Genomic DNA, 26,969 nt, shown 5'->3' with positions numbered 1-26,969 from the left:
CTACTCATCCATCCTATTACTTAATTCTTTGATAACACTTAGCTTTCTTGTTGTAGCGACAATACCTAACTTCTTTTCAAGAAAATTATTATTTAACTTCTTTTTTTTGGCATCTCTTGGTAAATACATATAAAGGCAAGCAGTTCCAACTGCAAATATTTCGTCCATAAAGTTCATTACTTGCAGTTCTGCCAATTGCTCCGTTGAAATGTGATTGTTTGTAAAAACGAGATGAATCCGTGACGAATCCAACTCCTCAGAAAAGGGATTTCCTAAAATAGCCCTTTCTAAATCGGACTTTTCTTTTACGATAATGGATAAATTTGCACCAATGCTTTCCAATATCACCTGATGCATGTGTTGTGCTAATTCTTCAGCTGGTAGGCTTGTTTCGCAAATCACATTGCCTGATTGAATATAACTTGAAACATTATCTAAACCAGATTGTTCCAACATTTGAACCAAATCACTCATCTTAGGGATCCGATTTGGTCCTGTTGGCATCACACCACGAAGGAGGGCAAGATACTGTACTTTATTGTTACCCTTCATTCTCCAATTCCTCCACTAAACTAGCTAAGTTCATAGAGTTACTTCCTTTTATTAGTAATTGATCCGTTGGTTTGAGTGCTTCTTTAACAGCCTTTACTAAGTCAGAAAATTGATCTTTTTCAGCATTTTTTACAAAATAATGGGCTTTCCCAGGCGGGAAAATTTCCTTAGCATAGGCAAATAGAGCAGCCATGTCCTCTCCATAAAGGAAAATTTCTGAAAGAATTTCTGGATTTAGGCTGGTTATCATGGCACCGTGCATTTGTTTAGAATCAGCCCCCAATTCTTTCATATCAGCTAAAACTGCCAGTTTCCGACCTTTTTCATTAAACGGAATCGTTGAAAATGTCTCTAAAATCAATCGCATAGCAGTTGGATTGGCATTGTAAACATCTGAAAGGATATCCGCACCATTTTTAGCTTTCTTCCACTCGGTGCGATTTCGTGTTAATTCAAGCGTTGCAAATGCTTTTTGGATCTTATCTTGTGTTACTCCTTCTTTCAATGCCACATAAGCTGCAATCATGGCATTTGTTGCATTGTATTTTCCAGTTACTGGAAGGTCAATGGCGTTATCTAAGAAATTGGTTTCAAAACTCAAACTATCTTTTCGTTCTTCTAATTTCGTTAGGAAAATATCTTCGTCTGGACCAAAACGGACTACATTTAGCTGGCTCGGTAGAAAATCATTAATAATCTTGTCCGCTGGAACAACCAAAAGAGCCCCGTCTTTCATGCCGTCGACAATTTGCATTTTTCCTTTTGCAATTTCATAACGACTTTTAAAGAATTCTAAATGCGCTTCGCCAATCAGCGTCACAATACCTACTTTTGGCTGCGCAATTGTGGACAGAAGGTGAATATCCCCCATGTGATCTTGCCCCATTTCCAAAACCAATTTTTCGGTGTCATCTGGCATGTGTAAAACCGTATAAGGAAGACCAATTTCATTATTGTAGTTTCCTTGCGTTTTATAAGTCTTGTAAGTTGTTGACAAGAGGTGAGCCAGCATATCTTTGGTCGTCGTCTTACCGTTAGAACCCGTAACTGCAAAGACATCTACCTTCATTTTTTCCAGATAATACTGTGCCAAACGCTGCAATGCTGCCAACACATTATCAACTAAAATATAAGGATAGTCGTCCAATTCTTTTTCTGACAAGGTTGCCACAGCACCATTTTCAAATGCCGTCACAATAAAATCGTGCCCGTCACGTGCTCCTTTAAGAGGAACAAACAAGTCTCCCTCTCCAATCAATCGACTGTCAAATTCTGCCTTTCCAAATGTACAATCTGGAAATTGATGAACATCATTTTGTGCTTTCAATACAGAAGCTACTTCATAGAACGTTAATTGCATTTTTTCACCTATATGTCTTAAATTTCTCTAACTCTCTCATTATACCACAGAATAACCTACTTTTACACACACTCGCCAAAGACATACTAAAACAATAGAAAAAAGAACCTTTCGGCTCTTTCAATCTTGTCTTACAACAAATGCTCTTCATGTTTTGCAAATGTTTCTTGCGCTAAGAGAACTAATTTCTCAATCAAATCTGTATAAGAAATGCCCATATTTTCCCAAAGCAACGGATACATCGACCATTGAGTGAAACCTGGCATCGTGTTTAACTCATTAAGGAAAATCTCGCCCTTATCAGTATAAAAGAAATCGCAGCGAGCTAAACCAACACCGCCAATAGCATGGAATGCTTTTTCAGCATATTGCCGCATAGTGGCAATGACATCTTCAGAGAGTTTTGCAGGAATATCCATGGTGATTTTGTTGTCAATGTACTTGGCTTCGTAGTCATAGAAAGCAACATCTTTCACTACCTCACCTGGCAAACTGCTTTTGGCTCCTTCATTTCCAAGTAAACCAACTTCAATTTCACGCGCATTGACACCTTGCTCAATCAAGACACGGCTATCATATTTGAAAGCCAATTCAAGAGCAGAGCGCAATTCATCTTGATTTTCAGACTTAGAAATGCCGACACTAGAGCCCATATTTGACGGTTTTGTAAAAACTGGATAAGTTAGATTGGCTTCTACTGCTGCAATCTTTTCGTCTATGTTTTCCCCTTCAATCACTGCTACATAGGGAACTTGCGGAATGCCATCAGAAGCTAATACACGTTTAGTCGTGATTTTGTCCATAGCAACACTAGAAGAAAGGATATTGCAACCCACATAAGGCATTTTCAACACTTCAAGAAATCCTTGGATAGACCCGTCCTCTCCCATTGGACCATGAAGAACGGGGAACACAACAGCTCCTTCTTCGTAAATATCACTCGGCTTCATTTTTTGACTCTCAATGACGGTATCATTTGTCATCAATTTTTCATCATCAGCAGGTTTGCGTGAAAATTCTTGCGTCTTGATAAAGTCACCCGCTTGTGTGATAAAATAAGTCTTCACAAAGAATTTATCATAGTCAATCGCACGCATGACACTCTCCGCTGATAAGACAGAGACCTTTCGTTCGGCACTGCGACCACCGTAAAGGAGAATAATTTGTTGTTTTGCCATTTTTATACCTAACCTTCTTATCTTAAAAGAAATCTACAAATTTAATCGCTTTTTAGTATATCATATTTTAGATTGTTTTTGAATAGAAAAAGAGCTTCCATTTTCTTTTAAAGGAAAGCTCTATTTTCTTTTTTACAATTCTGTGCGATTCTCAATAGCCCGAAGCAGCGTCACTTCGTCTGCATATTCAATATCAGAACCAACTGCTAATCCACGAGCCAGGCGCGTTACCTTGATACCAGCTGGTTTTAACACCCGTGAGATATACATGGAAGTCGCTTCCCCATCTGCTGTCGCATTGGTTGCCACAATTACCTCTGTTACCTCACTATCCATCAACCGTGTAATGAGACTTTTCAGATTGATGTCGTCTGGTCCAATACCATTCATAGGAGAAATCAATCCCTGCAAAACATGGTACAAACCATGGTATTCTTGAATATTTTCCATAGCAGATACATCTCGGCTATCTTCTACAACCAAAATAGTAGATTGATCCCGTGTCTCATCGGTGCAGATAGCACAAGGATTATCATCCGTTAGATTACCACAAATAGAACAATAGGTCAGCTCACGTTTCGCTGCAAGCAAATTTTTAGCAAATTCATTGACATCATCATCACTCATACCAATGGTATAAAACGCCAAACGCGTTGCTGTTTTTATGCCAATTCCTGGTAATTTTGAAAAGCTATCAATCAATTTTGCAATCGGTGTTGGATAAAGCATAGTATCCTTTCTAATTCATTGGATGCTGTTGATGATACAAGTTAATAATATCACGAGTTATACTATGGCTAACGGTTGACGATAAGTTTGTATTGTGCGGGAACACAACTGCCACTGCAATCTGCGGGTTGTTACTTGGCGCATAAGCCACTACATTCGTATTAATGGCTTCCTTTCCACCTGCAAAGGTTTCTGCCGTCCCTGTTTTGGCGCTAATCGGCACTGCTTCACCTTGTGACAAAGTACGCCCTGTAGTAAATCCGCTTGTACCATGAACTACCTGATAAAAACCTTGTCGAATCAAATCCATATTCTCTTTTGAAATATCAACTTTATTCAGCTCTTTGGTTGACTTGGATTCAATCAGCTTTCCAAGCCCGCCCGTCTCATTGTTGTCATAAATTCCTTCTACTAAGTGTGGTGCAATACGAGTACCGCCATTAGCTACCGTTGCAGCATATTGCGCCAACTGCATTGGAGTATAGTTATCAAACTGCCCAAAAGCATTGGTTAAGTAGTTCGCAAACGTATAATTCTTAGGTGTGTAGCCTTCTGATTCACTTGGCAAATCAATTCCTGTAGATGCTCCCAAGCCATATTGAGCAAAAGCTTTACGCAATTTGTCCATAGAGGAGTTCAAATTCGTCAAATCAATTGCCATATTGGGCGTATAAGGCGTTCCCATCATATTTAAAGCTAGCTGAACCATATAAGTATTGGATGAATATTCTAGTGCCTCTAAAGCCGTAATTTGGCGAGCCCCATATTGTGTGAACCAAGAAGTGATGGCAGAGGAGCCTCCAAAAGAAATCGGTTGATCTGTCAGAACTTGGTTACCTGTGATAGCTCCAGATTCCCAGCCAGCTGTTAAAGTAGCTCCTTTCACCACAGAACCCGGCACAAAGTTGTTCATAATCGTTCCAAGAGAGTCTGTTGTTAGTTCTCCTGTATTGGTATCGTGCTTCAGACCAGCCATGGCTAAAATAGCTCCCGTTTTAGGATTCATCGCAACAGCATATACGCCTTCAGAATATGTCGCATTTCCGCTCGCTAATTCCGCACTAAAATACTTTCTCAAAATATCTTCTACACCGTTCTGAAAAGCTAAATCTGTTGTTAATTTTAGATTATTTCCCTTACTACCATTGAAAATATTTTTCACGCTTTCCATATTTCCATTTTTATCAAGATTGATTTCTTTGACTGCGCGTTTTCCTTGAAGTGTAGACTCATATTGTTTTTCCAAATAACTCGTCCCAACACGATCATTAAGAGAATAGCCTTTTTTCAAATAAGCATTCACTTCTTCTGCGGGTAGCCCTGCCTTTTCACTTGAAACGCTTCCGATGATAGAAGCCAAAGAAGTATCCAACACTTTCCTGTCCCAGCTGGTGGTAATACTGATACCAGACAGTTCTTTCGAGCTAGAGGCGATTGTCGCAATCTGATCAGCTGATAAATTATCCGTACGAATATTTCCCGTTTCAAAATTAGAAATAGCATTCATCTGACTAAACAAATAAATAGCTTTTTTATCTTCATCTGAGTAGTTTAACTTTGCTACATCAACATTCTTAACGGCATTATTATAAATCTGAGACTCTGCCAAACGATTTCCATCTGTACCATATTTTTTATTTTTAGGTAGCTGATTAACGACCTTCTTATAAACCTCGCTGTCTGCCAAATAATAATCTACTTGTTGACGCTCAGTAACATCTGCGCTGGAAATAGAAACCAATGGAAGCAATTTTTGAGCAATTTCTTTAATCTCTGCAGCCGTCATTTTGTTGCTACGTGTGAAAGAGACAACTTGTTTGGTTGTATTTTCCACCAAAGGTTTCCCACTCGCATCATAAATCTGACCCCGAACCGAACTGGTTGTCACTTTAGTCTTGCTAGCTGTCGCTAATTTTTTTGTATAAAAATCTCTATGGACAACCTGCATATAGCCCAAACGCACAATTAAACTCATAAACAGTAAAATCACAATTCCAAATAATAAATTCAAGCGTCGTGGGATTGAATGGCTATTAAATGTTCTTTTTTTCTTAGACATGGTATCTCTCATTCTAGTCAAAATGCTATCTTTTATTGTACCATAAATCCACCTAAATGAAGTCGTGGAAAATGGAAAACATTGATAAAAAACACAGCTAAAAAATGAAAGCTTTGCATGATATTAAAAAGCCCTGCTTACGCAGAGCCTCTTAATATTATATTGGACTTATTTCCCAAGATAGTATTCTTTCACTAGATTCAATTTTTCATCAAATTCAAATACAAGTGGTGGGAAGTTAGGAATTTCCACATTCATGATTTCGTCATCTGACAATTTTTTGATGTGTTTTACAAGGGCACGAATAGAATTACCATGTGCACCTACGAATACATTTTTACCGTCTTTCAAAGCTGGAGCGATTTTATCTTCCCAGAATGGAAGAGCGCGTTCCAAGGTTACTTTCAAGTTTTCTGCATCTGGAATAACTGAGTCATCAAGATTTGCATAACGACGATCAGTGTGTGCTGAATATTGATCATCTTTTGCCATAGCTGGTGGCAATACATCATAAGAACGACGCCAAATATGAACTTGTTCGTCACCCCATTTTTCAGCTGCTTCAGCTTTGTTTTGACCTGTCAAACCACCATAGTGACGTTCATTCAAACGCCATGACTTTTCAACTGGCACCCAAAGTTGACCTGCCGCTTCAAGGGCAAGATTTGTTGTTTTGATAGCGCGTGTCAAAACAGATGTGTAAGCTTGGTCAAACTCAATACCAGCTTCTTTAATCAATTTACCAGCATCAATAGCTTGTTGCGTCCCTTTTTCAGACAAATCAACATCAGCCCAACCTGTAAAGAGGTTTGCTTTGTTCCATTCAGACTCACCGTGGCGAGCAAAAACTAATTTTACCATTAGAAATTCTCCTTTGATTTTTGAAAACTGTCTCACAGTCACTACTATATTTTACAAAATTTTTTCAAAAAAATCCAGTATCAATAGGAGAATATTTGATTTTTGATAATTTACTTTATTCAAGCAATGTACATCAATTCCTTAACTATTTTTCGAGCACTCAGGGCAAATTCCGTACATCAAAACTTGTGTCTTTGTAATTTTATAACCTGTTTGTTCTTCAGCTTCGCGCTTCAAATCAGGAATATCCACATCTTCAAAGTCTGCAATTCGACCACATTTCTCACAGACAACATTCAGATGTTCATGCCCCATAAAATCAAAATAGGTTGTCTTATCATGGCTAATTTTAATTTCTTCTACAAAGCCCTCTTCCACCAAAACTTTGAGATTGTTATAAACTGTTGCCAAACTCATATTAGGAAAGTCTGGAAGTAAATCATGATAAATTGCTTCCGCACTTGGATGTTCATGCGTCCGAATCATATAGGCAATGACTGCCTTTCTAGTCTCTGTAATACGCACTCCTTTTGTTTTTAAGCGTTGAATAACGTTTTCATAATCACCTTGAACTGTGGTTTCTAAATAAGGATGTGAGTTCATTTCCTACCTGCTCATGATTTTTTCCTTTATTATATCACGAAAATAGGAAAATGCGTATTTAGAATGATTGCAAATAAACGCAAATGATAAAGTTAGTCTCCTTGTCTGCCCTTTTACAAGAAAAAACCTATTGCTCAACGCCGAAACGTTGAAACAATAGGTTTTTTAAAATTGCATTATTTAACAGCGTCTTTAAGAGCTTTACCTGCTTTAAATGCTGGTACTTTAGAAGCTGCAATTGTGATTTCTGCACCAGTTTGTGGGTTGCGGCCTTTACGAGCTGCACGTTCACGAACTTCAAAGTTACCAAAACCAATCAATTGAACTTTTTCACCAGCTGCAAGGTATTCAGTTACTGCTGCAAATACCGCATCAACTGCTGCTGCTGAATCTTTCTTAGTCAATTCTGTAGCTTCTGCTACTTTTGCAATCAAATCTTGTTTGTTAGCCATTTAACAAATCCTCCAAAAAATTTTATGAGTTAGTAGTCACTAACTCTAACAAGTATTATCATATCTAAAAAATGTTATTAGGTCAAGCACAAAACGAACTTTTTTCAATTTTTCCAAAGATATCAAACTTATTCATAGCGAACGAGGATTGCCCACGCATTTTCACCTGTATGTGTTTGAATAATAGAACCAGTCTCCAAAACAGAAATCGTTTTTTCCACACACGGTTGCAAAATCTGTTTCATTTCGTTCGCCAATTCGGCAGTTCCTGCATACGAAATTCCAATCTCTGCTACTTTTTTATCTTTTAAGCTTTCAACTAAATCATTAACCCATTTTTTGAAGGTTTTTACACCACGCCCCTTAACAATCGGTTGTAATTCATGGTTTTTCATTTGCATAACTACTCGAATATTAAGCAACGAACTGAGAAGCCCAGTCACACGACCAATACGACCACCTTTTACAAGATTTTCAAGCGTTGACACACCGATATACAATTCTGTTTTTTCACGTACTTCTTCGATTCTTGCTAAAATAGCATCAAAGTCTGCACCTTCTTTTGCTAGTTTTGCAGCTTCAACCACTTGAAACTTCAAAGCTTGATCCGTAAAAGAGCTATCAATCACTGTTACATCTACATTTGCCAAGGTTGCCCCTTGTCGTGCAGCTTCGACCGTTCCAGACAAAGCATGCGACATATGGATAGAAATGATTTTATCGGCAGTTTCTCCGAGTGTTTCAAAGATTTCTGCAAAAACACCAACTGGTGGTTGACTGGTTTTCGGTAGATTTTTGCTTGACTGCATCAAACGAAGAAACTCTCCTTCTTTTAAGTCAGCGTCTGAATAAACAACACCGTCTACCATTACAGACAAAGGGACGATTGTAATCTCTAAATCCTCTACAACTTGCGGTTCAATCGTAATAGATGAATCCGTTACAATTTTGATTTTTGTCATGGTTTTCCTACTTTTATAAATTTTATCTATTTAATTTATTATATCAAAAAAATAACTTTTTGTGGAATAATTTTTCTGGATAAAATGTGTAAAAGGTGTGTAGAGCTTTCTATTTTTCTAAATAAACAGAATTATTAAATTTTCAGAAAATAATTGACACTCTTTTATTTTTTTGTTAGCCTAGTGATGTATCTTATTGAAGCTGTTGCTTTGAAGAAAGGGTTGATAAATGAAACAGACAAAATTTTTAGGAATTCTTTGTCTCGCTCTGGTTATGATTTCAATTACAGTTGATTCTAGTCACTTTTCGTGGTGGCAGCTGCTACATGGAGATAAGCAGACCGGGCTGCTATTTTGGGAGTCACGCTTGCCAAGGACAATTAGCATTCTCCTAGCAGGGTCTAGTATGAGTATTGCCGGACTTCTTATGCAGACTATTACACAAAATCATTTTGCTGCTCCTAGTACAGTTGGAACGGTCGAGGCTGCGAAATTTGGTATGTTGCTTAGTTTATTTTTCTTTCCGTCAGCCACATTAGCGCAAAAAATGCTATTTGCTTTTGTATCTGCTATTTTTTTTACGATTATTTTTATTAGATTTATCAGAAAATTCTCATTTAAAGAAAAATGGTTGTTACCGCTTGTCGGAATTATTTATAGTGGGGTAATTAGTGCAGCCGGAGAAATCATTGCTTATCGTTTTGATCTTGTCCAAAGCATGACTTCATGGACACAAGGCTCTTTTTCCATGATTCAGAAACATCAATATGAATGGTTATTTTTAGGTTTGATTATCTTGATTGCAGTATGGAAGCTATCAGCCACGTTTACCATTATGAATCTAGGGGAAGACGCCAGTCATAATCTAGGCATTTCCTTTTACCAAATGGAGGGAATGACGTTGTTTCTCATTGCATTGACGACAAGTGTGACGATGATTACAGTCGGCTCTCTTCCATTTATCGGAATCATTGTTCCAAACATCATTCGGAAATTTTATGGTGACCATATCACGCGCATTAAGGGACTGACCGCATTAACTGGTGCCTGTCTCATCTTGGTCTGTGATATTGTAGCTCGTCTAGTCATTCGCCCTTACGAAGTTTCCGTCAGCTTGATTTTAGGAATTTTAGGTAGTTTGGCTTTCGTATATCTTTTATGGCGAGGTGCTGCTCATGAATAAAATGAAGAGTCAAACAAGAAATCGCTTACTTTTATTGCTTTTGGTAGCTAGCTTGAGTGGCTTGTTATATCTCATGCCAATGGACTATCCTTTACCAGGTTTTATTATGAAATTGCGCTCGCAAAAGTTACTAGCCTATCTCTTAGTCGCCATAGCTGGAGGTCTTGCTACAATCAGCTTTCAAACAATCACAGAGAATCGTTTTTTAACACCAAGCATTCTTGGAATGGAATCTCTCTATGTCTTTATGCAGACGATTTATCTTTTCTTTGCTAGCAAATTCATCGGCAATACTGGTCATCCTTTGCTTGAGTTTATCTTAGTCTTACTCATACAGTGTGGCTTCTTTTTCTGCCTGCAACCTGCATTAAAAAAGTTACTTCAGCAAGGATTTGTATTTATTTTATTGATTTGCATGGCACTAGGGACGCTCTTTAGAAGCGCCAGTACATTCTTGCAGGTACTAATGGATCCTAATGAATATGATAAACTGCAAACAAAACTATTTCCTTCCTTTCAACGAATAAATATGGATATTCTATCTGTCGCTGCAATTATCATTGGACTAGCAGGTTTGTATTTGTTAAAGAAGAACGCTATTTTGAATGTCTTTCATTTGGATAAAAAGACAACAACTATTTTAGGTGTAGAAGTTGAAAAAGAGCAAAAAAAGATACTATGGGCAATTGTTTTGCTGACTTCAACGACAACTGCTCTCGTTGGACCTATGATGTTCTTCGGCTTTATGATGTCCAATTTAGCCTATCTGTTAATCAAAGAATACCAACACAAATGGTTATTCTCAGTAGCAATTTTACTCGGTTTTCTTTCTCTAACTACTGGGCAAATGCTGGTAGAGCGTGTCTTTCAGCTCCAAATCAATGTCAGCATGGTCATTGAGCTTGTCGGAGGGTTATTCTTCTTTTATCTTTTAGCTAAGGAGGCAAAACGCTAGAATGCAATTAAAAAACGTTGGCAAATCATTTGGAAATCAAGCAATTTTAGAAGATATTCAACTGAATATTTCACCGAGCAAATTCACCGCCTTTATTGGACCAAATGGTGCTGGAAAATCAACGCTGCTTTCCATTATGAGCCGTTTGCTCAAGAAAGATCACGGTTTTCTCAGTATCAAGGGAAAAGAAATTGAAGCTTGGAACTCAAAAGAGCTCGCCAAAGAATTAACCATTTTAAAACAGAAAATCAATTATCAATCTAAATTAACGGTTGAAGAATTGGTTTCCTTCGGTCGCTTTCCTTATAGTCAGGATCGTTTGACAAAAGAAGATTTCAAAAAAGTAGAGCAAGCACTTGAATATCTGGACATTCTTGATTTAAGAAACCGTTTTATTGATACACTCTCCGGAGGTCAATTGCAGCGCGTTTTTATCGCTATGGTGCTCACTCAAGACACTGATTTTATCCTTTTGGACGAGCCACTAAACAATCTAGATATTAAGCAAAGTATTTCTATGATGAAAATCTTGCGTTCTCTCGTTGATGACTTAGGAAAAACGATTATCATTGTCATTCATGACATCAATATTGCCAGTCAGTATGTTGATGAAATTGTCGCCTTTAAAGACGGAAAAGTCTTTTATCAAGGTACAACCAATCAGGTCATGAGAAAAGAAATTTTAGATCCATTGTATGAAATGGACATTACCCTTGGGGAAATCAATGGTAAAAAAGTTTGTATTTACCTATAAATATTAATTTTGGAGGAATTTTAATGAAAAAGAATACAAAAACACTACTTCTATCTCTCTTCGCAGCTGTTGCAGTTGTGCTACTCGCTGCTTGCAGCGACAATAAACAGTCCAATTCAAAAACGACAAACTCTTCATCTGCTTCTAGTGAAGTCACTATCAAAACAGCAAATGGAGATGTGAAAGTCCCTACCAACCCTAAAAAAATTGTAACACTGGATTTAGGTGCAGCTGATACCATTCGTGCTTTAGGAAAAGAAAGCAGCATTGTCGGTATGCCAAAGAAAACTCTGCCTGCTTACTTAAAAAATTTACCAAGTAGCATTAAAAATGTAGGTAGCATGAAAGAACCGAATATGGAAGCTATCGCAGCTTTAAAACCAGACTTGATTATTGCTTCTGGTCGTACAGCTCAATATGTCAAGAAACTCAAGGAAATTGCCCCTACTGTATTATTCCAAACAGACAACAAAGACTACTGGGGTTCTACCAAGAAAAACATCCTTTCTTTAGCAAGTATCTTTGGAGAAGACGGAACCAAAAAAGCTAAAAGTGAATTAGCTACATTAGACAAGGAAATTCAAACCGTTGTTGCTGCCAATGAAAAGTCAAATAAAAATGCTCTTGCGATGATGTTAAATGAAGGTGCAATATCTGCTTTCGGAGCTAAATCACGTTTTGCTTTCCTTTACAGTACTTTGAAATTCAAACCAACAGATGCTAAAATCAAAGAATCAAGACATGGACAAGAAGTCAGCTTTGAAAGTATCAAACAAATCAATCCAGATATTATCTTTGTTCTGAACCGCACTCTTGCTATCGGTGGGGACAATTCGGCCAATAAAGACTTACTGAATAACTCACTGATCCAAGAAACAAATGCTGCTAAAAACAAAACTATTGTAAACTTGACATCCGACCTCTGGTACCTAAGCGGAGGCGGACTCGAATCCACAAAATTGATGATTGAAGATGTAAAAAATGTAGCTGGGAAATAATATAAAAGAGCTGGAGAAAACCTTAAATGAATTTTCTCCAGCTCTTTTATCATCCTCAACTTCTAATTATCCTCTACCGCGAAACCATCATTTGTGATGAAATGATGTTCTAAAATTCCCTCATTTCCAAATAAAACTCCGTGGAGAACACCGCCATAGACAGCACCGCCATCCATGCCAATTTTTTGATCCTGCGTTTGCCAAAGGTGACTTGTCCCAGGCATCTCAGAAAAAAGATAAAAAGTCGGAGTATGCCCAAATACAATTATCTTTCCTGTTTGATTAAGACCTTGATGAAAGGGCTCACGTATCCAAACCTTTTGATAATCGCTTGTTTCATGCCAATCTTTTAAAGTTAAGTCAACTCCAGCGTGTACAAAAATATAGTTATCTGTTTCAACAAAGAAAGGCATCTGACGAATAAAAGACACGAGGTCTGGCGCCTCTTCCGACACGCGCTTCGCGTCTTCAACTCCATCAACAGGAGTATCTAAAGGTCGCCCCAAAATGGAATTGATTGTTGTGTCACCGCCATTGCGATGATAGTGATCATAGCCTCTCTTGGGATTATCCAACCAGGTTAGAAACATGTATTCGTGATTCCCAGAAATACAAATCGCTCCTTGCTTGTCGACAAAACTTTTCACACACTCTAAAACCGCTCGGCTGTCCTCGCCGCGGTCAATCAAATCTCCCAAAAAGATGAGTTGGCTTTCTCCATCCCATTTTTTGAGTAATTCTTTTAGCATTTTTGCTTTTCCATGTACGTCACCAATTACAAAATAATTTGTCATGATTACCTCCTGATAACAACTCATTTAGCACAAGCCAAAGAGTATTTCATTTTTTCAAGAGCTCTCTAGCCTGCGTGAGGGCTGCTTGGGTCACATTTTCACCCGCCAACATTTTGGCAATTTCTTCGACACGCTCCTCATCTGATAACAAGCGAACAATCGAAACGGTCGAATGTTCATCAGATATTTTCTCAATGAAAAATTGATAATCTGCAATGGCAATCACTTGTGGTAGGTGCGAGATGGCAAGAACTTGTCCATTGGAGCCAATTTTATGAATCTTTTGAGCAATAGCTTGTGCAACACGTCCCGATACACCTGTATCTACTTCATCAAAGACAATGCTGGTCTTGCCTTCCTTGCGAGAAAAAGCAGACTTGATTGCCAACATTAAACGAGACAATTCACCACCTGAAGCAACCTTAACGAGCGGTTTGTAATCTTCACCGGGATTAGTCGAAATATAAAATTCAACGTGTTCATTCCCATCGCGGCTAAATTTTCCCTTGGTAAATTGAACTCGAAAATTCGCCTTTCCCATATAGAGGTCTTGCAGTTCTTGCTGAATCTCTGCTTCTAACTGCTGGGCTAATTCGTGCCGAGCCTGACTAAGACTGCTTGCTAGAGAAACCAAGTCTTTTTCTAGCTTTTTCAGCTCTTTGTTCAAATCATCTGATGAAAGATTTTTCCCAGTAAGTAGAGCATATTCTTTAGAAATCTGCTCAAAATAAGCTAGGACATCATCTACTTGACCGCCGTATTTGCGAGTAATACTATAGATTAAATCTAGGCGACTTTCTACTTCTAAGAGACGGCCACCATCAAAATCCAAGTCTTCTAGAATATCCTCCAAACGCTTTGTCACATCTTCCAACACATAGTAAGATTCAGAAAGGTTGGTCGCAATTTCTTTGTAAGTGGCGTCATAGTCTTCAATAGCTTCCATGTCATTCATGGCAGAACGAACATTCGCTAAACTAGAAAATTCTTCATCATCCAGCATGGCATAAGCATTGGTCAAAGTGTCCGCAATCTGCTTATGATTGAGCAACTTATCACGTTCTTGATTTAAAGCTAAATCTTCACCTGCTTTTAAATTAGCTGCTTCAATCTCTGCAATTTGATATTCCAGCATGTCAATCCGCGCTTTGTTTTCTTCTTGATTCTTTTGAATCGTCAAAACCTGCTTGCGCAACTGACGATACTGATCAAAGGTTTGTTGATAATCAGCTTTGAGCTTGAAAAATGCGTCAGCTCCAAACTCGTCCAACATGGCAATATGCAACTGCGGTCGCATGAGTTCTTCTTGGTCGTGTTGACCGTGAATATCCACCAAATGCTGTCCAACAGCTCGCAAGACAGACAAATTAACCATTTGACCATTAATACGACTGACACTACGTCCATTTTGAAAAATTTCCCGCCGAATAATCAACTCCTCTGTCATATCAAGCCCTTGCTGCTCAAAAATTTCAACCAAAGCCTTACTCTGCTCAATTGCAAAAAGCCCTTCAATCTCTGCTTTTGATGCACCGTGACGAATCACATCTGTTGTCGCGCGGCTTCCTAGCATCATGTTCATAGCATCAATAATAATAGACTTTCCAGCCCCTGTTTCACCCGTCAAAACGGTCATGCCTTGCTCAAAATTGAGGGAAATCTCTTCAATAATTGCAAAATTTTTAATGGAAATTTCAAGTAACATAGGCTATCTACCAATTTCTGATTTGTTCCAATACCTGATGAGCCATTTCTTCACTACGGAAAATAAGGAGAATCGTGTCATCATCGGCTAAAATACTAAAAATGTCCTTAGAAAAATCTTCTACAATTTGTCGCTTCACAAAAGCTGTGCTTCCAGGGACAAGATTGAGATTGATCATATTTCCCAATAGCTCAAACTTTAAGATATTATTGTCTGCTAACTTCAAACTCGTACTAGCTGATTTCGGTAGTTCATAAATATAAGTGTTATTTTTCAGCGGAATTTTGACAATGCCCAATTCTTTAATATCACGCGAAACAGTTGCCTGTGTTGCTGTAATTCCTGATTTCTTCAGATATTCTACAATTGCTTCTTGTGTCCCAACTTCATAGTCCGACACAAAATGTCTAATTTTTTCTAATCTTTCCTTTTTATTCATCTTTAAATTCCTTATGTGCTGTCTCTACAACCGTTGTAATCATTGCTTTTACTAGGTTTTCAGGATGAGGATTTTTTTCCAAATAGGCTAAAAATTCCACATTCCCATGCCCACCTTGAATAGGGGAGAAATCCAGATCTTGGACAGAAAATCCTGCTTCAACCATAAAGTCCGTTACTTTTTCTAAAACTGCTTGATGCACTTTTTTATCTTTCACAATCCCATTTTTACCAATCTGCTCTCTACCTGCTTCAAACTGAGGTTTGATGAGTGCCACAGCGTTCCCATTTTCAGCCAAAATCTTATACAGAGCTGGCAAAATGAGTCGCAGCGAGATAAAGCTGACATCAATGGAGGCAAAGCGAGGTGTCTCCTCAAAATCAGCCGCCTCTGCATAGCGAAAATTGAATTGCTCCATGCTGATGACGCGTTCATCTTGGCGCAATTTCCAAGCCAATTGATTGGTGCCGACATCTACCGCATAGACCTGTCGTGCCCCGTTTTGTAGCATGACGTCCGTAAAACCGCCCGTTGATGCCCCAATGTCCAACGTGACCTGATTTTCAACTGAAATTTCAAAAATCTGCAAAGCCTTTTCTAATTTTAAACCACCACGGCTAACATATTTGAGCTTTTCACCTTTGAGTTTTAACTCAATGCCTTCATCAATTTTTTCGCCAGGTTTATCAAAACGCTCACCATTCGCAACAGCAACAACTAAGCCCGCCATCACACCGCGCTTGGCCTGTTCTCTTGTTTCAAAAAGCCCTTGCTTATAAGCTAGAACATCTACTCTTTCTTTCGTCATTGAGTTTTAAACTTTCTATTATCTTTCTGATAGCCGCGCCTGAAAAAGCAAGCTCTGCTTCTACTTCTGCCAATAAATATTCTGTTTCCTCTAGCTGTTCTTCAAAGAATCGCTTTGCTCCATTCAAGCCCAAAATAGCTGGATAGGTGGCCTTTTCTGCTGCCACATCTTTCTGCGGTGTCTTGCCCAAGTCTTCAAAGTTTGCTGTGATATCTAAAATATCATCTCGCACCTGAAAAGCTAGTCCTAGCAGCTGACCTATTACTTTCAATTTTTCCTGCTGTGGCTGTGCCACTTCCGCAATCAAACCCGCAGCAATAAAAGGATAGGTCAGGAGTTTGCCAGTCTTATTGGCATGAATGGTCTGCAGCTCTGCTAAACTGATGTCCTTTCCTTCGCCCTGCATATCAAGGACTTGACCCCCGACCATACCAAAAGTTCCAGCCGCTAACGACAATTCTGCGATTAAGTTTGCCTTGATTTGACTAGGCAGTGCCGCTTCTGCTATCAAGGCATAAGAATCCAAAAAGAGAGAATCTCCTGCTAAAATAGCCATTGCTTCGCCAAATTTCTTGTGGCTGGTCAAGCGACCACGACGATAATCATCATCGTCCATAGCCGGCAAATCATCATGAATCAAGCTGCCTGTATGAATCATTTCAAGCGCTGCTGCCACTTGGAAATGTGCTTCTGTCAGTTCCAGTCCTAGACCTTCTAATAATTCTAAAAGTAAAAGAGGACGAATTCGCTTACCGCCTGCATTAACAGAATAGAGGATTGCTTCTATCAAATCAGCAGACACCACTTTTTGAGCATAAAATCCCTCGATAGTCTGTCCAATTCTAGCTAATTTTTCGTCTTGTTTCATTCCATTTCCGTTTCTGTGCCATCAGCCTGCATAACCTTTACCAGCGTTTTTTCTGCCTGATCTAGTGTTTTTTGCAATTCTTTTGAAAGCTGCATCCCCTTTTGAAACTCAGAAATCGCTTCTTCCAAAGCCACATCTCCGTTTTCTAACTTCTGTACGATAACTTCTAAGTCTGCTAAATTTTCTTCAAATTTCTTTTCTTTCGACATCTTTTACCTCAACTTCTATCTGACCATCTCGCATCAAAATGGTTAATTGATCTTTCTTATTGACTTTCTCAATAGATTCTAACACCTGTTCATCTTTTTTGACAATAGCATAACCCCGAGCCACAATTCGGCTAGTATCCAGCATGAGCAAAGCGTCAGACAGACGCTTGACTTCAGCCACTTTATGGTCATAAACAACTGCCATATTGCTACGCAGAAGCCGTTCCAACTGAGCTACACGCTCTTGATAAATCTGAACCTGCCTTAAGGGAGCCAGAGCCTCCAAACGATGTTGTAAAAGCCTTGCTCGCTGCACTTCCTCGTTATAATATTCGCGAATTTTTTGCTTGATCCGTAAATTAAGTTGATCTAATTTTTGCAGGTAGCTATCATATAGTCGTTCTGGTTGGCGAAAAATGACAGACTGACTCAGCTTAGCTAATCGCTCACGATTGTAAGTAAGACGATTAGACATGGCAGCTGCTAACCGATTTTGTTGCTGCTGCAAGTGTGCTAGGAGATCCAGCTTCGTTACAGGTGTTGCTAATTCAGCAGCCGCCGTCGGCGTTGCAGCGCGTCTATCTGCAACAAAATCTGCCAAGGTCGTATCCGTTTCATGCCCTACACTCGAAATGATCGGAATGTGCGATTCAAAAATTGCACGGACAACCACTTCTTCGTTAAATGCCCAAAGGTCTTCAATCGAGCCACCTCCTCGACCGATAATAAGGACATCTAAATCATTTCGCTCATTAGCACGACGAATATTTTCTGCTACTTCAGCAAACGCTCCTTCGCCTTGCACCTTCGTCGGATAAAGAATTATCTCAACTCCCGGAAAACGACGACTAACAGTTGTGATAATATCGCGAATCACTGCTCCACTAGGACTGGTCACTACTCCAATTTTCTTTGGAAATTGCGGTAAAGCTTGCTTAAAGCGCTCCTCAAAAAGCCCTTCCTCGCTTAGCTTTTTCTTGAGCTGCTCAAACTGAATCGCCAAAGCTCCGATACCGTCTGGCTCCGCTTTTTCAATGATAATGGAATAAGATCCACTCGGTTCATAGAGTTGAACACGACCGATGACATTAATCTTCATGCCCTCTTCCAAGTCAAAACCCAACTTCTTATAAACACCACCCCAAATTGTTGCCTGAATGACTGCTTTTTCATCTTTGAGAGAGAAATATTGGTGATTAGGCCGCCTACGAAAATTAGAAACTTGCCCCGTCAGATAAACTCGTTCTAAATAAGGATCTTTATCGAACTTTAATTTTAAGTATTTGGTCAAGATTGACACGGATAAATACTCAGTCATTCCTCTCCTTTCATTTCCTGTAATGCTTCTTTATTCATAATTTTTATTATACCAAACAATCTATAAAAAATCATTTCCAGCCCTCAACGAAAAAGGAAAGACTAGTTTCCCATATCTTAAGCAGAACCTAGCCCAACAAACTTGCTAAAATATACAAAAAATAGATATGTGCAGGATAGAAAATGTAGAAAAACAACTTCATACCACGACCCTTTTCATCATTATAAAAATATATTGGAATAACCGCAAAAACCATCATCCATTGTACAGACGTTGGATCTGTTGGATACACGAATAAAGAGACTAGTGTTAATACCGCCATTTATGCTATGCGGTGTCTGCGGAAGAGATAAAAGAGAAGACCAAGGTAAACCATGACATCCCTTCCTTCAACCACGAGAATGTTCGGAATGGCCATGATAAAAAAAGCAATAATTCGAACCATCAGAGGTGATATATTTTCACTGGCTAGATAACCCAATAGAAACAAAGCTGGCAGAGCCAGAAGAATCGGTAAATGAAAAAGGCCCAATCCTTTCCAGAATGAATAAAGTTTCTTTTCTTTCATACCCTCAACCATCAAATCCCAAGCACAGCTAGATATGCCCACTAAGAAAAAGGCGCCAAAAGCATTATTCGCCAGCCCAACTTGACCATTAGTGAAAAAGTAACTGACAATCATGTCCCCAATAATCATAAACCATGTCATAAAGAGCAACCGTTTCAAATAAGCTTTTCGATTATGCGTATAATAAAAACTATCAGCTACCAGAAACATAAAAAGAGGAAAAACGATGCGCCCGAGCATTGTTAGCCACATCGGGGCGCCAAAAGCACCAAACATTTCGTGAATATGATCTAAAAACATAAGAAAAATGGCTAAAAATTTCAAGTTCGTTGCATTTGATACTTTCTTTAAAGATTGTAACATCATAAATTCTTCATTTCATTTTTTTCAACAAGCATTATCTTATCGAAAATTTCCCATTTTTTCCATTACATAAACTTACATTTTCAGAAAGAAAAGTGACATTTTTGTAAGACAAAAAAATAAGGTCAAGATAAAAATCTCAACCTCATTAGATGCAATGAATTTTCATAAGATAGTGGATATTGAAAAAGTTTATTCTCCATTTCAACTTGTAGCTAAACCTCATGAGCTAAATATTACTTTTATAAATAGCTAAGAAAATCTAAACTTTCTAAGTTTTTAAATATTTTTGCAGGCTTTTTCATTATAATATATTTCATTTTTAGTTAACTTCTTCATCCACTTAGGGATTTCTTTACTGATTTCTGTTGGCAAGACTACATAGTTTTCTTTGCTTAACTCCTCCGCAATGGCTGAATGCAGATAGACTGCTGCTGCTACACGTTCCAGTAAAGAACTAGTCTTGAACTGCCCTGCAAAACCCGCAATCATGCCTGCCAGAGTATCTCCCATGCCACCCGTTGCTTGATAAGGACCACCAATAGTCAGTTGAAAATGGTTTCCATTTCCACTTTGAAAAATAGTCGTTCCGTGCTTCTTTTGAACAACGATAGTTCCAGCAGGGAAGGAATTAACAGCTTCTTGGCTTTTTTCAACCATTTGCTCAGCTATCTTTAGTCCGCTCAACCGCTCCCACTCTTTTTGATGTGGGGTAAAAATCGTCTGTGCTTTTGGAAATGGCAGAGTTTCTTTGCTGTAAAGTGAAATAGCTCCACCGTCCATGATGAAGATTTGATGTTCACTGACAAGTTCCACTACCAGCTGCAAAACGGCTTTTTCAAGTTTACTTTCAGCTAAACCTGATCCAATCAATACTACATCTGCTTTTTGGACTTGCTCGGTCAATAGCTTTTTATCTTGTACATCAAAAGCCATTGCTTCTGGTAAATGAGCGTGGAGAGCTGCGATATTTTCCCTATCCGTCGCCACCGTCACTAGACCAGCTCCGCTATGAACTGCAGCTAAGGCTGCCATGATAATCGCTCCACCAAAAGGATATGTCCCGCCAATTAACAACAAGCGACCGTAATCTCCCTTGTGACTATGGAGTGCACGTGGCTGAACGACCTTTTCCAATAATGTACAATTGACCACTTCCATTATTTTCTCCTTTTGCATACTGCGATTCCCCTTGTCTACCTCTATTTTATATAAAGGTAAAAAGGCCTGTCTAGGACATTTTTGTCTCAGACTCGTTTGCTTTGAGTGGCTTTTATTACGCTGATGATATCAGCTTTTACAAATCTACTCAACCTTGCAGGGTAGGGCAACAAATTTGATTTCTTACGAAATACCATTTTTATACGTAGTTTTCACGATTACACTCTTTCTGTGGGGGAGTTCGTAGTAATTCATAGCTGTCTGTCCCACTCCCGTGACATTCTTATTTTTTCAAACTCCGTTTACACGCTCGATAGGTTTGCTCCATGAGCATGGTAATGGTCATCGGACCAACCCCTCTTGGTACAGGAGTAATGAGACTTGCGATTTCAGATACTTCATCAAATTTCACATCGCCAATCAATTTACCATTTTTATCACGATTCATACCAACATCAATCACGACTGCGCCTTCTTTGACAAAATCTTTAGTCACAAAATGTCCGCGACCAATAGCTACAACTAAAATATCAGCTTTTTTTGTAATTTCTGACAAGTGATGTGTCCGTGAATGCGTCAGAGTTACTGTTGCATTTTTAGCAAGTAAAAGCTGTGCCATGGGCTTTCCGACAATGTTACTCCGTCCAATGACAACAGCACGTTTACCTTCTAATTCTACACCGTACTCATGAAACATTTCCATAATTCCAGCAGGTGTGGAGGGAATCATGACAGGATGACCACTCCAAAGGCGTCCCATATTCATTGGGTGAAAGCCGTCCACATCTTTATCAGGGTCAATTGCTAACAACACTGCCTCTTCATCAATATGCTTTGGCAGTGGCAACTGAACTAAAATCCCGTGCCAAGCTGAATCTTGATTGTATTGGTCTATCAAAGCAAGCAATTCTTCTTGACTAGTTGTTTCTGGCAGACGCACCACTTCGCTTCGCAGTCCTGCAGCCAAAGCTGACCGTTCTTTATTTCGCACATAAATCTGACTGGCTGGGTTATTCCCCACTAAAATCACTACAAGTCCTGGAATCGATCCTGTTTCGTCTTTTAATTTTCTAACCTTTTCTGCTAACTGTATTTGCAATTTTTCTGCCAAAGCCTTGCCATCAATTATCTTTGTCATATCTATCTCATTTCTAATTTCTTCATTCTATTATAACATATAACAAAAAAATGACTGCTTTTTCTTATAAAACATTATCAATCAAAAGATCGTAGAATTCCTTTCTTCTTTCAGTTTTTAATATTTTATAAAAAATTACAGAAAAAACAGAAAAAAATCAGCCAAAAAACTTAAAATTACCTTAAACCTTAAAACTATTTTAAGGTAACTGCTTTAACATAGAACACGGTACCGATTTAGTTTAAAAATATATAGAAGGGAAGAAAATTATGCAAATAGCCAAGCAGGCTTTGAATTACATCAGTAGAAAAAGAGTTAAAACTCTTCTTGTATTTCTGATACTTACTCTCATTTCAACTGCCTTAACTAGTAGCTTTTCTATTATGGGAACGACTAATAATATCGAAAAGAAAATCTATGACGCATCAAATACTGGCTTTACAATAACTAGCAAAACACTTGAACGACCACTTTCACTAAAAACAGCAGAAAAATTACTTGAGAATAAAGAAATTTCAAAATTCAACTTCAAATACGATGCTTTAGCAAGTTTGACAGATAAAACTGTTGTTAAGAAAAAACAAGGTGTCACAAGAGACAATCAAAACCCTGTCCTCAACAATCTGGTTGCTGCATTAGGAACAAGTGATTCTACTCTAGAAACAACCTTTGCAAGTGGTGTTTTCAAACTTGAACAAGGAAAGCCAATTCGTAAAGGCGATAAATCCAAGATTCTCATCCATGAAAAATTAGCTAAAAAGAACCATTTAAAGGTTGGAGATAAACTAAAACTAAAGGGAGCTTCCTTAAAGGATGAGGATGCTAAACAACTCCATGAAGTAGAGTTTGAAATTGCTGGTATCTTCTCTGGAAAAAAAGAAGAGAAACAAACAGGTTTAAGCTCAGATGCGACAGAAAATACTGTCTATATGGACTATGAATCGAGCCAACACTTACAAGGCTACAAACCAGCTGATTATAAATTATCTGCAGCCGTTTATTTCGTATCAAATCCAAATCAAATTGATAAAGTCATCAATACAGTCAAAAAGTCAAAAATTGATTGGAAGCAAACTGATCTTGTTAAAAACTCTAAAGCTTTTGAAGCAGTTTCTTCTTCTGTTACCAGTTTCAAACAGATTATTAATGTTTTAACTTTCAGTATCATTATTGGAAGTATCATCGTTCTTTCCTTGATTCTCATGTTCTGGTTGAGAGAAAGGATTTATGAAATCGGAGTACTATTATCTCTTGGTATTTCAAAAGCGATGATTATCTCTCAATTCATACTAGAACTGGTTATCATATCAGTATTTAGTATGGCACTAGCTTCTATTAGTGGCTCTTATATTTCCACTATGGTATTCAAAGGGTTTATAAAAGGCGGTCAACAACAAGATAGCTCATCCGCTATTTTTGAAAATATCGTTCCGCACTTACATACCTCTACTATTCTGATGACTTATGGAATACTGCTCATCATTATTTTACTTGCAGTAGTAGGTTCATCTTCTATTATCCTACATAAAAAACCAAAAGATATTTTAACCGATATAAGTTAAGGAGACAAAACATGACAATTTTAAAAATGGATTCAGTTAGTTACCAATACAATAGCCTACAAGAAAATGTATTGAATCAGATCACAGCTTCATTTGAAGAAGGAAAATTTTATGCTATTATAGGGAAATCTGGTGCAGGAAAATCAACCTTGCTTTCCCTTCTTGCAGGACTTGATACTCCTACAAAAGGAAAAATCCTCTTTGAAGATCAAGACATCGCTCAAAAAGGCTATAACCATCACAGACGGAAACAAATCTCCCTGGTTTTCCAAAATTATAATTTAATCGATTACTTAACTCCGATGGAGAATGTTCGACTCGTAAATTCTCAAGCAAGTAAAGATAGCTTACTACAACTTGGACTCAACGAAAAAGAAATCCATCGTAACGTATTACGATTATCAGGTGGCCAGCAGCAACGGGTTGCTATTGCACGCGCTCTTGCATCTACAGCACCAATTATCTTAGCAGATGAACCAACTGGGAACTTAGATGAAGGTACTGCCATGGACATCATTGAAGTCCTAATTAAATCAGCTAAACAAAAAAATAAATGTGTGATTGTGGTGACACACAGCAAAGAGTTAGCTAATAAAGCAGACGTCGTCTTAGAGTTAAGCAATAAGAACTTAGTCGAAGTCACTAAGAATTATAAATAAGACCTCCAAGGAGAAGAAATGATATGTTAACGATAAAGAACGCCCTTGCCTATGTATGGCGCAAAAAAATAAAAACACTGATTATCTTTTTAATCCTGTTAGCCATCTCTACTTTAACACTTGGCAGTATTGCTGTTAAAAATGCAACAGACGCTGCTTCAAAAGAGACTTTCAAAAATATCACTAGCAGTTTCTCAATGCAGATTAACCGCGAAGTGAACCAAGGTACCCCTCGCGGAGCAGGAAATCTTAAAGGCGAAGATATCGAAGCTGTGGAAAAAGTTAAAGGTATCTCTGGCTACATCAAACGAATGAATGTTGTCGCTGACTTAATTGATCACCAATTGGTTGAATCTGGAGAAACCGACTTTGAAAGCGAAGATAGAAAACAAAAATTCGGCCGTGCCATTATGGCAACAGGTATCAACGATTCATCTAAAGATGATAAATTTACCGCAGAAACCTTCAAACTAGTTGAAGGTAGACATATCAACAAAAATGACAAAAATGTTGCTTTAATTCATAAAGATTTTGCAGAAAAGAACAAACTTAAAGTCGGCGATACGATTAATATAAAATCGAATACTTATGACTATGATAACGTTCGCAAAGCTAATAAAACGACTAAAGTGACAGTTATCGGAATTTTTGACGGGAAAAATAAAGGAGGCGTTTCTAGTCCTCAAGAATTGTATGAAAATACCTTTATCACAGACTTAGAAACGACTAAAACTTTACAAGGTTCAACAGATAAAAACGCTATTTATCAAGATGCTACTTTCTTTGTAAATGGTAGCCAAGATATTGATAAAGTGATGGCGAAAGTAAAAGAAATATCATCTATTGATTGGGAAGCCTACACCCTTGTTAAGAGCACAAGCAACTTCCCAGCACTTCAATCTTCTATTAACGGTATTTACGGCGTTACTGGAAACCTCTTAATCGGAACTCTAATCTTTGGAGCGATTGTTCTTACGCTAGTCTTGTTCTTATGGATCAATGGTCGTAGAAAAGAAATGGGAATCATGCTTTCAATGGGAATTAGCAAAACAAAGATTTTCTTCCAATTTATCACAGAAGTTCTCTTTGTAAGTATATTTAGCTTCATTGGTGCTTACTTTGCAGGTAGTGCTGTCAGCAAGGTGATGGGAAATAGCATTTTAAAACAAGTTACCAGTGGTATTGCTGAAAAACTAGCTCGAGAAGGTAAGAGCGCCAATCTTGGAGGCGGGGCTGAAGTGGATGGCTTTAACAAGACCCTCACTAGCCTCAATGTACATGTATCTCCTGATGATATGACCAAGGTGGTCATCTTTGGACTTGCGATTATCATCGTTTCCGTCCTCATTGCTTCAATCACGCTCCTTAGTAAGCAACCAAAAGACTTACTAATGGGAGATAACAGCAAATAAGATATCAATGAGTTCAGACAAAATCGGTCCGTCAGCTAAGTTGACGGACCGATTTATTTTATAGACAGCTAGACTGACTCTCGGATGAAATGACGTGAGGTTCGCTTTGTCGACTTGGTCGATAAAATGAACCGCTTTGGATTGGCTCTGTCGACCCAGTCGAAAAGATAAATGACTTTTAGTTTACCACGTCGACCCGGTGGACGAGATAAACTACTTTTGGTTTGCTCCGTCAGCCCAGCGGACAAGGTGAAACTCTTTTGATTTACTCTGTCAGCCCGGCGGACGAGGTGAAGCTCTTTTGGTTTGCTCCGTCAGCCCGGCGGACGAGGTGAAACTCTTTTGATTTACTCTGTCAGCCCGGCGGACGAGGTGAAGCTCTTTTGGTTTGCTCCGTCAGCCCGGCGGACGAGGTGAAACTCTTTTGATTTACTCTGTCAGCCCGGCGGACGAAATGAAACTATTTTGGTTTGCTCTGTCAGCCCGGCGGACGAAATGAAGCACGTTGGATGTGGCTCACTTGCCTATTGTTGCCCTCTTTTTTGCTGCCAGTCCTACTGATTGTTTACTGATTTTTACAGTTCTTTTGATGTGCTTTCAGCTTCTTCATGGCCCAGTCGTAGTGACTCGATGTGCAGCTGACAAAGTAGGAGCCAAGGGTACTCCCACCAACCCATTTATAAACGCTCTTTGAAAACAGCTCTTCATTTGTAAAGGTTTCAGCCAGGGTTAGCACTTTTTCCTGTGATTGATGAAGCAACTTGATTGCTTTTTCTAGCGGTGTCTGTTGATGTTTTTGCCAAAATGCCACATTCATCTCACCATAGCTTCTCCAATTATAAGGTGCTGGCAAAAACGATTTTTCGACACCATTTTGATTGGAATGCACCCAATCCAAAAGCAATTGTTGCCACTCATAAAGATGAATGAGAACATCTCTGAGGTTTTTATCCCTCTTCCAATGCGCCTCTTTCTTTTTTTCATCTTTTGAAAAATCAAATGGAGTCTTTAACTCTTCTTCTGTTAATTGGGAAATCAATGACTGCAGCTTTGCATATTGCTGCGTCGCTGCACTGATCAACTCAGTCTTGCTAGTAGGTCTTACCATGTTGTGTTCTCCTTTTTTAATAAATCATACAACAAATAACCTGACAACCTCTGTCATATTTTTAGTTTTCTCTTTATTTTTGTCTCATTTTTTCTTTGATTTCACATTGACAGTCACAATCACCACAGTTCCCCTTTCCCTTAATGATGTGGTGCAGCGCTGCGCCAGCTAAAACTAAAATAATGATAAATACAATAATCGTGGACATAAT

28 protein-coding genes and 1 pseudogene are annotated in these 26,969 nt (G+C 38.5%); 7 read left to right on the top strand and 22 right to left on the bottom strand.

The window, feature by feature from the left end; translation table 11 throughout:
• The 9 genes from IYQ23_RS08565 to IYQ23_RS08525 form a co-directional block, all read right to left on the bottom strand.
• On the bottom strand, positions 1-552 hold the full coding sequence (locus IYQ23_RS08565; protein ID WP_195674653.1) for a DUF1697 domain-containing protein: 552 nt from the start codon (positions 550-552) through the stop codon (positions 1-3).
• Positions 542-1,912, bottom strand: a complete 1,371-nt coding sequence (locus tag IYQ23_RS08560) for a UDP-N-acetylmuramoyl-tripeptide--D-alanyl-D-alanine ligase (protein WP_195674652.1) — start codon at positions 1,910-1,912, stop codon at positions 542-544. The genes IYQ23_RS08565 and IYQ23_RS08560 overlap by 11 nt, the downstream gene beginning before the upstream one ends.
• A gap of 131 nt (positions 1,913-2,043) precedes the next feature.
• Entirely contained in the window at positions 2,044-3,090 is a 1,047-nt protein-coding gene (locus tag IYQ23_RS08555; RefSeq protein WP_195674651.1) for a D-alanine--D-alanine ligase, read from the bottom strand.
• Positions 3,091-3,222: 132 nt separating this feature from the next.
• Positions 3,223-3,819, bottom strand: a complete 597-nt coding sequence (gene recR, locus IYQ23_RS08550) for a recombination mediator RecR (RefSeq protein ID WP_003023742.1) — start codon at positions 3,817-3,819, stop codon at positions 3,223-3,225.
• 10 nt (positions 3,820-3,829) lie between these two features.
• On the bottom strand, positions 3,830-5,890 hold the full coding sequence (gene pbp2b / locus IYQ23_RS08545) for a penicillin-binding protein PBP2B (RefSeq protein WP_195674667.1): 2,061 nt from the start codon (positions 5,888-5,890) through the stop codon (positions 3,830-3,832).
• 156 nt (positions 5,891-6,046) lie between these two features.
• The gene (locus IYQ23_RS08540; RefSeq protein WP_003023729.1) at positions 6,047-6,739 is read right to left on the bottom strand and encodes a phosphoglycerate mutase; all 693 of its coding nucleotides are present in this window, start codon (positions 6,737-6,739) and stop codon (positions 6,047-6,049) included.
• A gap of 141 nt (positions 6,740-6,880) precedes the next feature.
• Positions 6,881-7,342, bottom strand: a complete 462-nt coding sequence (locus IYQ23_RS08535) for a Fur family transcriptional regulator (RefSeq protein ID WP_003041524.1) — start codon at positions 7,340-7,342, stop codon at positions 6,881-6,883.
• Between the two features lie 176 nt (positions 7,343-7,518).
• Positions 7,519-7,794: an HU family DNA-binding protein gene (locus IYQ23_RS08530; protein ID WP_003023726.1), complete on the bottom strand. Its 276-nt coding sequence runs from the start codon at positions 7,792-7,794 to the stop codon at positions 7,519-7,521.
• A gap of 128 nt (positions 7,795-7,922) precedes the next feature.
• Positions 7,923-8,756 carry a DegV family protein gene (locus IYQ23_RS08525; RefSeq protein ID WP_003023725.1) on the bottom strand — a complete coding sequence of 278 codons (834 nt, stop codon included), beginning with the start codon at positions 8,754-8,756 and terminating at the stop codon, positions 7,923-7,925.
• A 229-nt stretch (positions 8,757-8,985) separates the two neighbouring features.
• Here IYQ23_RS08525 and IYQ23_RS08520 point away from each other — a divergent pair, with 229 nt between their 5' ends.
• The 4 genes from IYQ23_RS08520 to IYQ23_RS08505 are packed head-to-tail and all read left to right on the top strand — an operon-like array spanning position 8,986 to position 12,646.
• Entirely contained in the window at positions 8,986-9,939 is a 954-nt protein-coding gene (locus tag IYQ23_RS08520; protein ID WP_195674650.1) for an ABC transporter permease, read from the top strand.
• Complete coding sequence (locus IYQ23_RS08515) at positions 9,932-10,894, top strand: iron chelate uptake ABC transporter family permease subunit (protein WP_195674649.1); 963 nt, start codon at positions 9,932-9,934, stop codon at positions 10,892-10,894. The genes IYQ23_RS08520 and IYQ23_RS08515 overlap by 8 nt, the downstream gene beginning before the upstream one ends.
• A gap of 1 nt (position 10,895) precedes the next feature.
• A complete protein-coding gene (locus tag IYQ23_RS08510) occupies positions 10,896-11,648 on the top strand; it encodes an ABC transporter ATP-binding protein (RefSeq protein ID WP_003023720.1) in 753 nt (250 codons plus the stop codon).
• 23 nt (positions 11,649-11,671) lie between these two features.
• A complete protein-coding gene (locus IYQ23_RS08505) occupies positions 11,672-12,646 on the top strand; it encodes a siderophore ABC transporter substrate-binding protein (RefSeq protein ID WP_003023719.1) in 975 nt (324 codons plus the stop codon).
• Positions 12,647-12,708: 62 nt separating this feature from the next.
• Here the strand turns inward: IYQ23_RS08505 and IYQ23_RS08500 are convergent, their stop codons facing one another.
• From IYQ23_RS08500 to IYQ23_RS08450, 11 genes and pseudogenes are all read right to left on the bottom strand, one after another.
• Complete coding sequence (locus tag IYQ23_RS08500; RefSeq protein ID WP_003031430.1) at positions 12,709-13,440, bottom strand: metallophosphoesterase; 732 nt, start codon at positions 13,438-13,440, stop codon at positions 12,709-12,711.
• A 46-nt stretch (positions 13,441-13,486) separates the two neighbouring features.
• Positions 13,487-15,145, bottom strand: coding sequence for a DNA repair protein RecN (recN, locus tag IYQ23_RS08495; RefSeq protein WP_195674648.1), 1,659 nt, complete (start codon positions 15,143-15,145; stop codon positions 13,487-13,489).
• Positions 15,146-15,152: 7 nt separating this feature from the next.
• Positions 15,153-15,584 (bottom strand): arginine repressor, encoded by a 432-nt coding sequence (locus tag IYQ23_RS08490; RefSeq protein ID WP_003031395.1) that lies wholly within the window; start codon positions 15,582-15,584, stop codon positions 15,153-15,155.
• Positions 15,577-16,392, bottom strand: coding sequence for a TlyA family RNA methyltransferase (locus tag IYQ23_RS08485; RefSeq protein WP_003036049.1), 816 nt, complete (start codon positions 16,390-16,392; stop codon positions 15,577-15,579). The genes IYQ23_RS08490 and IYQ23_RS08485 overlap by 8 nt, the downstream gene beginning before the upstream one ends.
• Positions 16,358-17,260 carry a polyprenyl synthetase family protein gene (locus IYQ23_RS08480; protein WP_195674647.1) on the bottom strand — a complete coding sequence of 301 codons (903 nt, stop codon included), beginning with the start codon at positions 17,258-17,260 and terminating at the stop codon, positions 16,358-16,360. Before IYQ23_RS08480 ends, IYQ23_RS08485 begins: the two co-directional genes overlap by 35 nt.
• A complete protein-coding gene (locus IYQ23_RS08475) occupies positions 17,257-17,469 on the bottom strand; it encodes an exodeoxyribonuclease VII small subunit (protein ID WP_003030175.1) in 213 nt (70 codons plus the stop codon). Before IYQ23_RS08475 ends, IYQ23_RS08480 begins: the two co-directional genes overlap by 4 nt.
• Positions 17,447-18,787, bottom strand: a complete 1,341-nt coding sequence (gene xseA / locus IYQ23_RS08470; RefSeq protein WP_195674646.1) for an exodeoxyribonuclease VII large subunit — start codon at positions 18,785-18,787, stop codon at positions 17,447-17,449. Before xseA ends, IYQ23_RS08475 begins: the two co-directional genes overlap by 23 nt.
• A gap of 127 nt (positions 18,788-18,914) precedes the next feature.
• Positions 18,915-19,070, bottom strand: a pseudogene (locus IYQ23_RS08465) (TraX family protein); the annotation flags it as partial.
• Positions 19,071-19,109: 39 nt separating this feature from the next.
• A complete protein-coding gene (locus IYQ23_RS08460; protein WP_195674644.1) occupies positions 19,110-19,721 on the bottom strand; it encodes a TraX family protein in 612 nt (203 codons plus the stop codon).
• Between the two features lie 276 nt (positions 19,722-19,997).
• On the bottom strand, positions 19,998-20,879 hold the full coding sequence (locus tag IYQ23_RS08455; protein WP_117644250.1) for an NAD(P)H-hydrate dehydratase: 882 nt from the start codon (positions 20,877-20,879) through the stop codon (positions 19,998-20,000).
• Positions 20,880-21,162: 283 nt separating this feature from the next.
• Positions 21,163-22,017 (bottom strand): bifunctional methylenetetrahydrofolate dehydrogenase/methenyltetrahydrofolate cyclohydrolase, encoded by an 855-nt coding sequence (locus tag IYQ23_RS08450; protein ID WP_195674643.1) that lies wholly within the window; start codon positions 22,015-22,017, stop codon positions 21,163-21,165.
• A gap of 269 nt (positions 22,018-22,286) precedes the next feature.
• Here IYQ23_RS08450 and IYQ23_RS08445 point away from each other — a divergent pair, with 269 nt between their 5' ends.
• Genes IYQ23_RS08445 through IYQ23_RS08435 form a run of 3 tightly spaced genes read left to right on the top strand, consistent with a single transcriptional unit; the run spans position 22,287 to position 25,650 of the window.
• Positions 22,287-23,579 carry an ABC transporter permease gene (locus tag IYQ23_RS08445; protein WP_049477045.1) on the top strand — a complete coding sequence of 431 codons (1,293 nt, stop codon included), beginning with the start codon at positions 22,287-22,289 and terminating at the stop codon, positions 23,577-23,579.
• Positions 23,580-23,590: 11 nt separating this feature from the next.
• The gene (locus tag IYQ23_RS08440; RefSeq protein ID WP_003071962.1) at positions 23,591-24,238 is read left to right on the top strand and encodes an ABC transporter ATP-binding protein; all 648 of its coding nucleotides are present in this window, start codon (positions 23,591-23,593) and stop codon (positions 24,236-24,238) included.
• A gap of 23 nt (positions 24,239-24,261) precedes the next feature.
• Positions 24,262-25,650: an ABC transporter permease gene (locus IYQ23_RS08435; RefSeq protein WP_003068202.1), complete on the top strand. Its 1,389-nt coding sequence runs from the start codon at positions 24,262-24,264 to the stop codon at positions 25,648-25,650.
• A 565-nt stretch (positions 25,651-26,215) separates the two neighbouring features.
• On the opposite strand, the gene IYQ23_RS08430 is transcribed toward IYQ23_RS08435, so the two are convergent.
• On the bottom strand, positions 26,216-26,758 hold the full coding sequence (locus tag IYQ23_RS08430; RefSeq protein WP_018543567.1) for a ClbS/DfsB family four-helix bundle protein: 543 nt from the start codon (positions 26,756-26,758) through the stop codon (positions 26,216-26,218).
• Between the two features lie 73 nt (positions 26,759-26,831).
• Positions 26,832-26,966: a FeoB-associated Cys-rich membrane protein gene (locus IYQ23_RS08425; RefSeq protein WP_003031275.1), complete on the bottom strand. Its 135-nt coding sequence runs from the start codon at positions 26,964-26,966 to the stop codon at positions 26,832-26,834.
• Between the last annotated feature and the right edge of the window lie 3 nt (positions 26,967-26,969).

Origin of the sequence: Streptococcus sp. HF-100 (assembly GCF_015594635.1) — a bacterium.
GTDB lineage: Bacteria > Bacillota > Bacilli > Lactobacillales > Streptococcaceae > Streptococcus > Streptococcus vaginalis.
The sequence above is the reverse complement of the archived record's forward strand: the minus strand, read 5'-3'. Positions and strand labels throughout refer to the sequence as shown.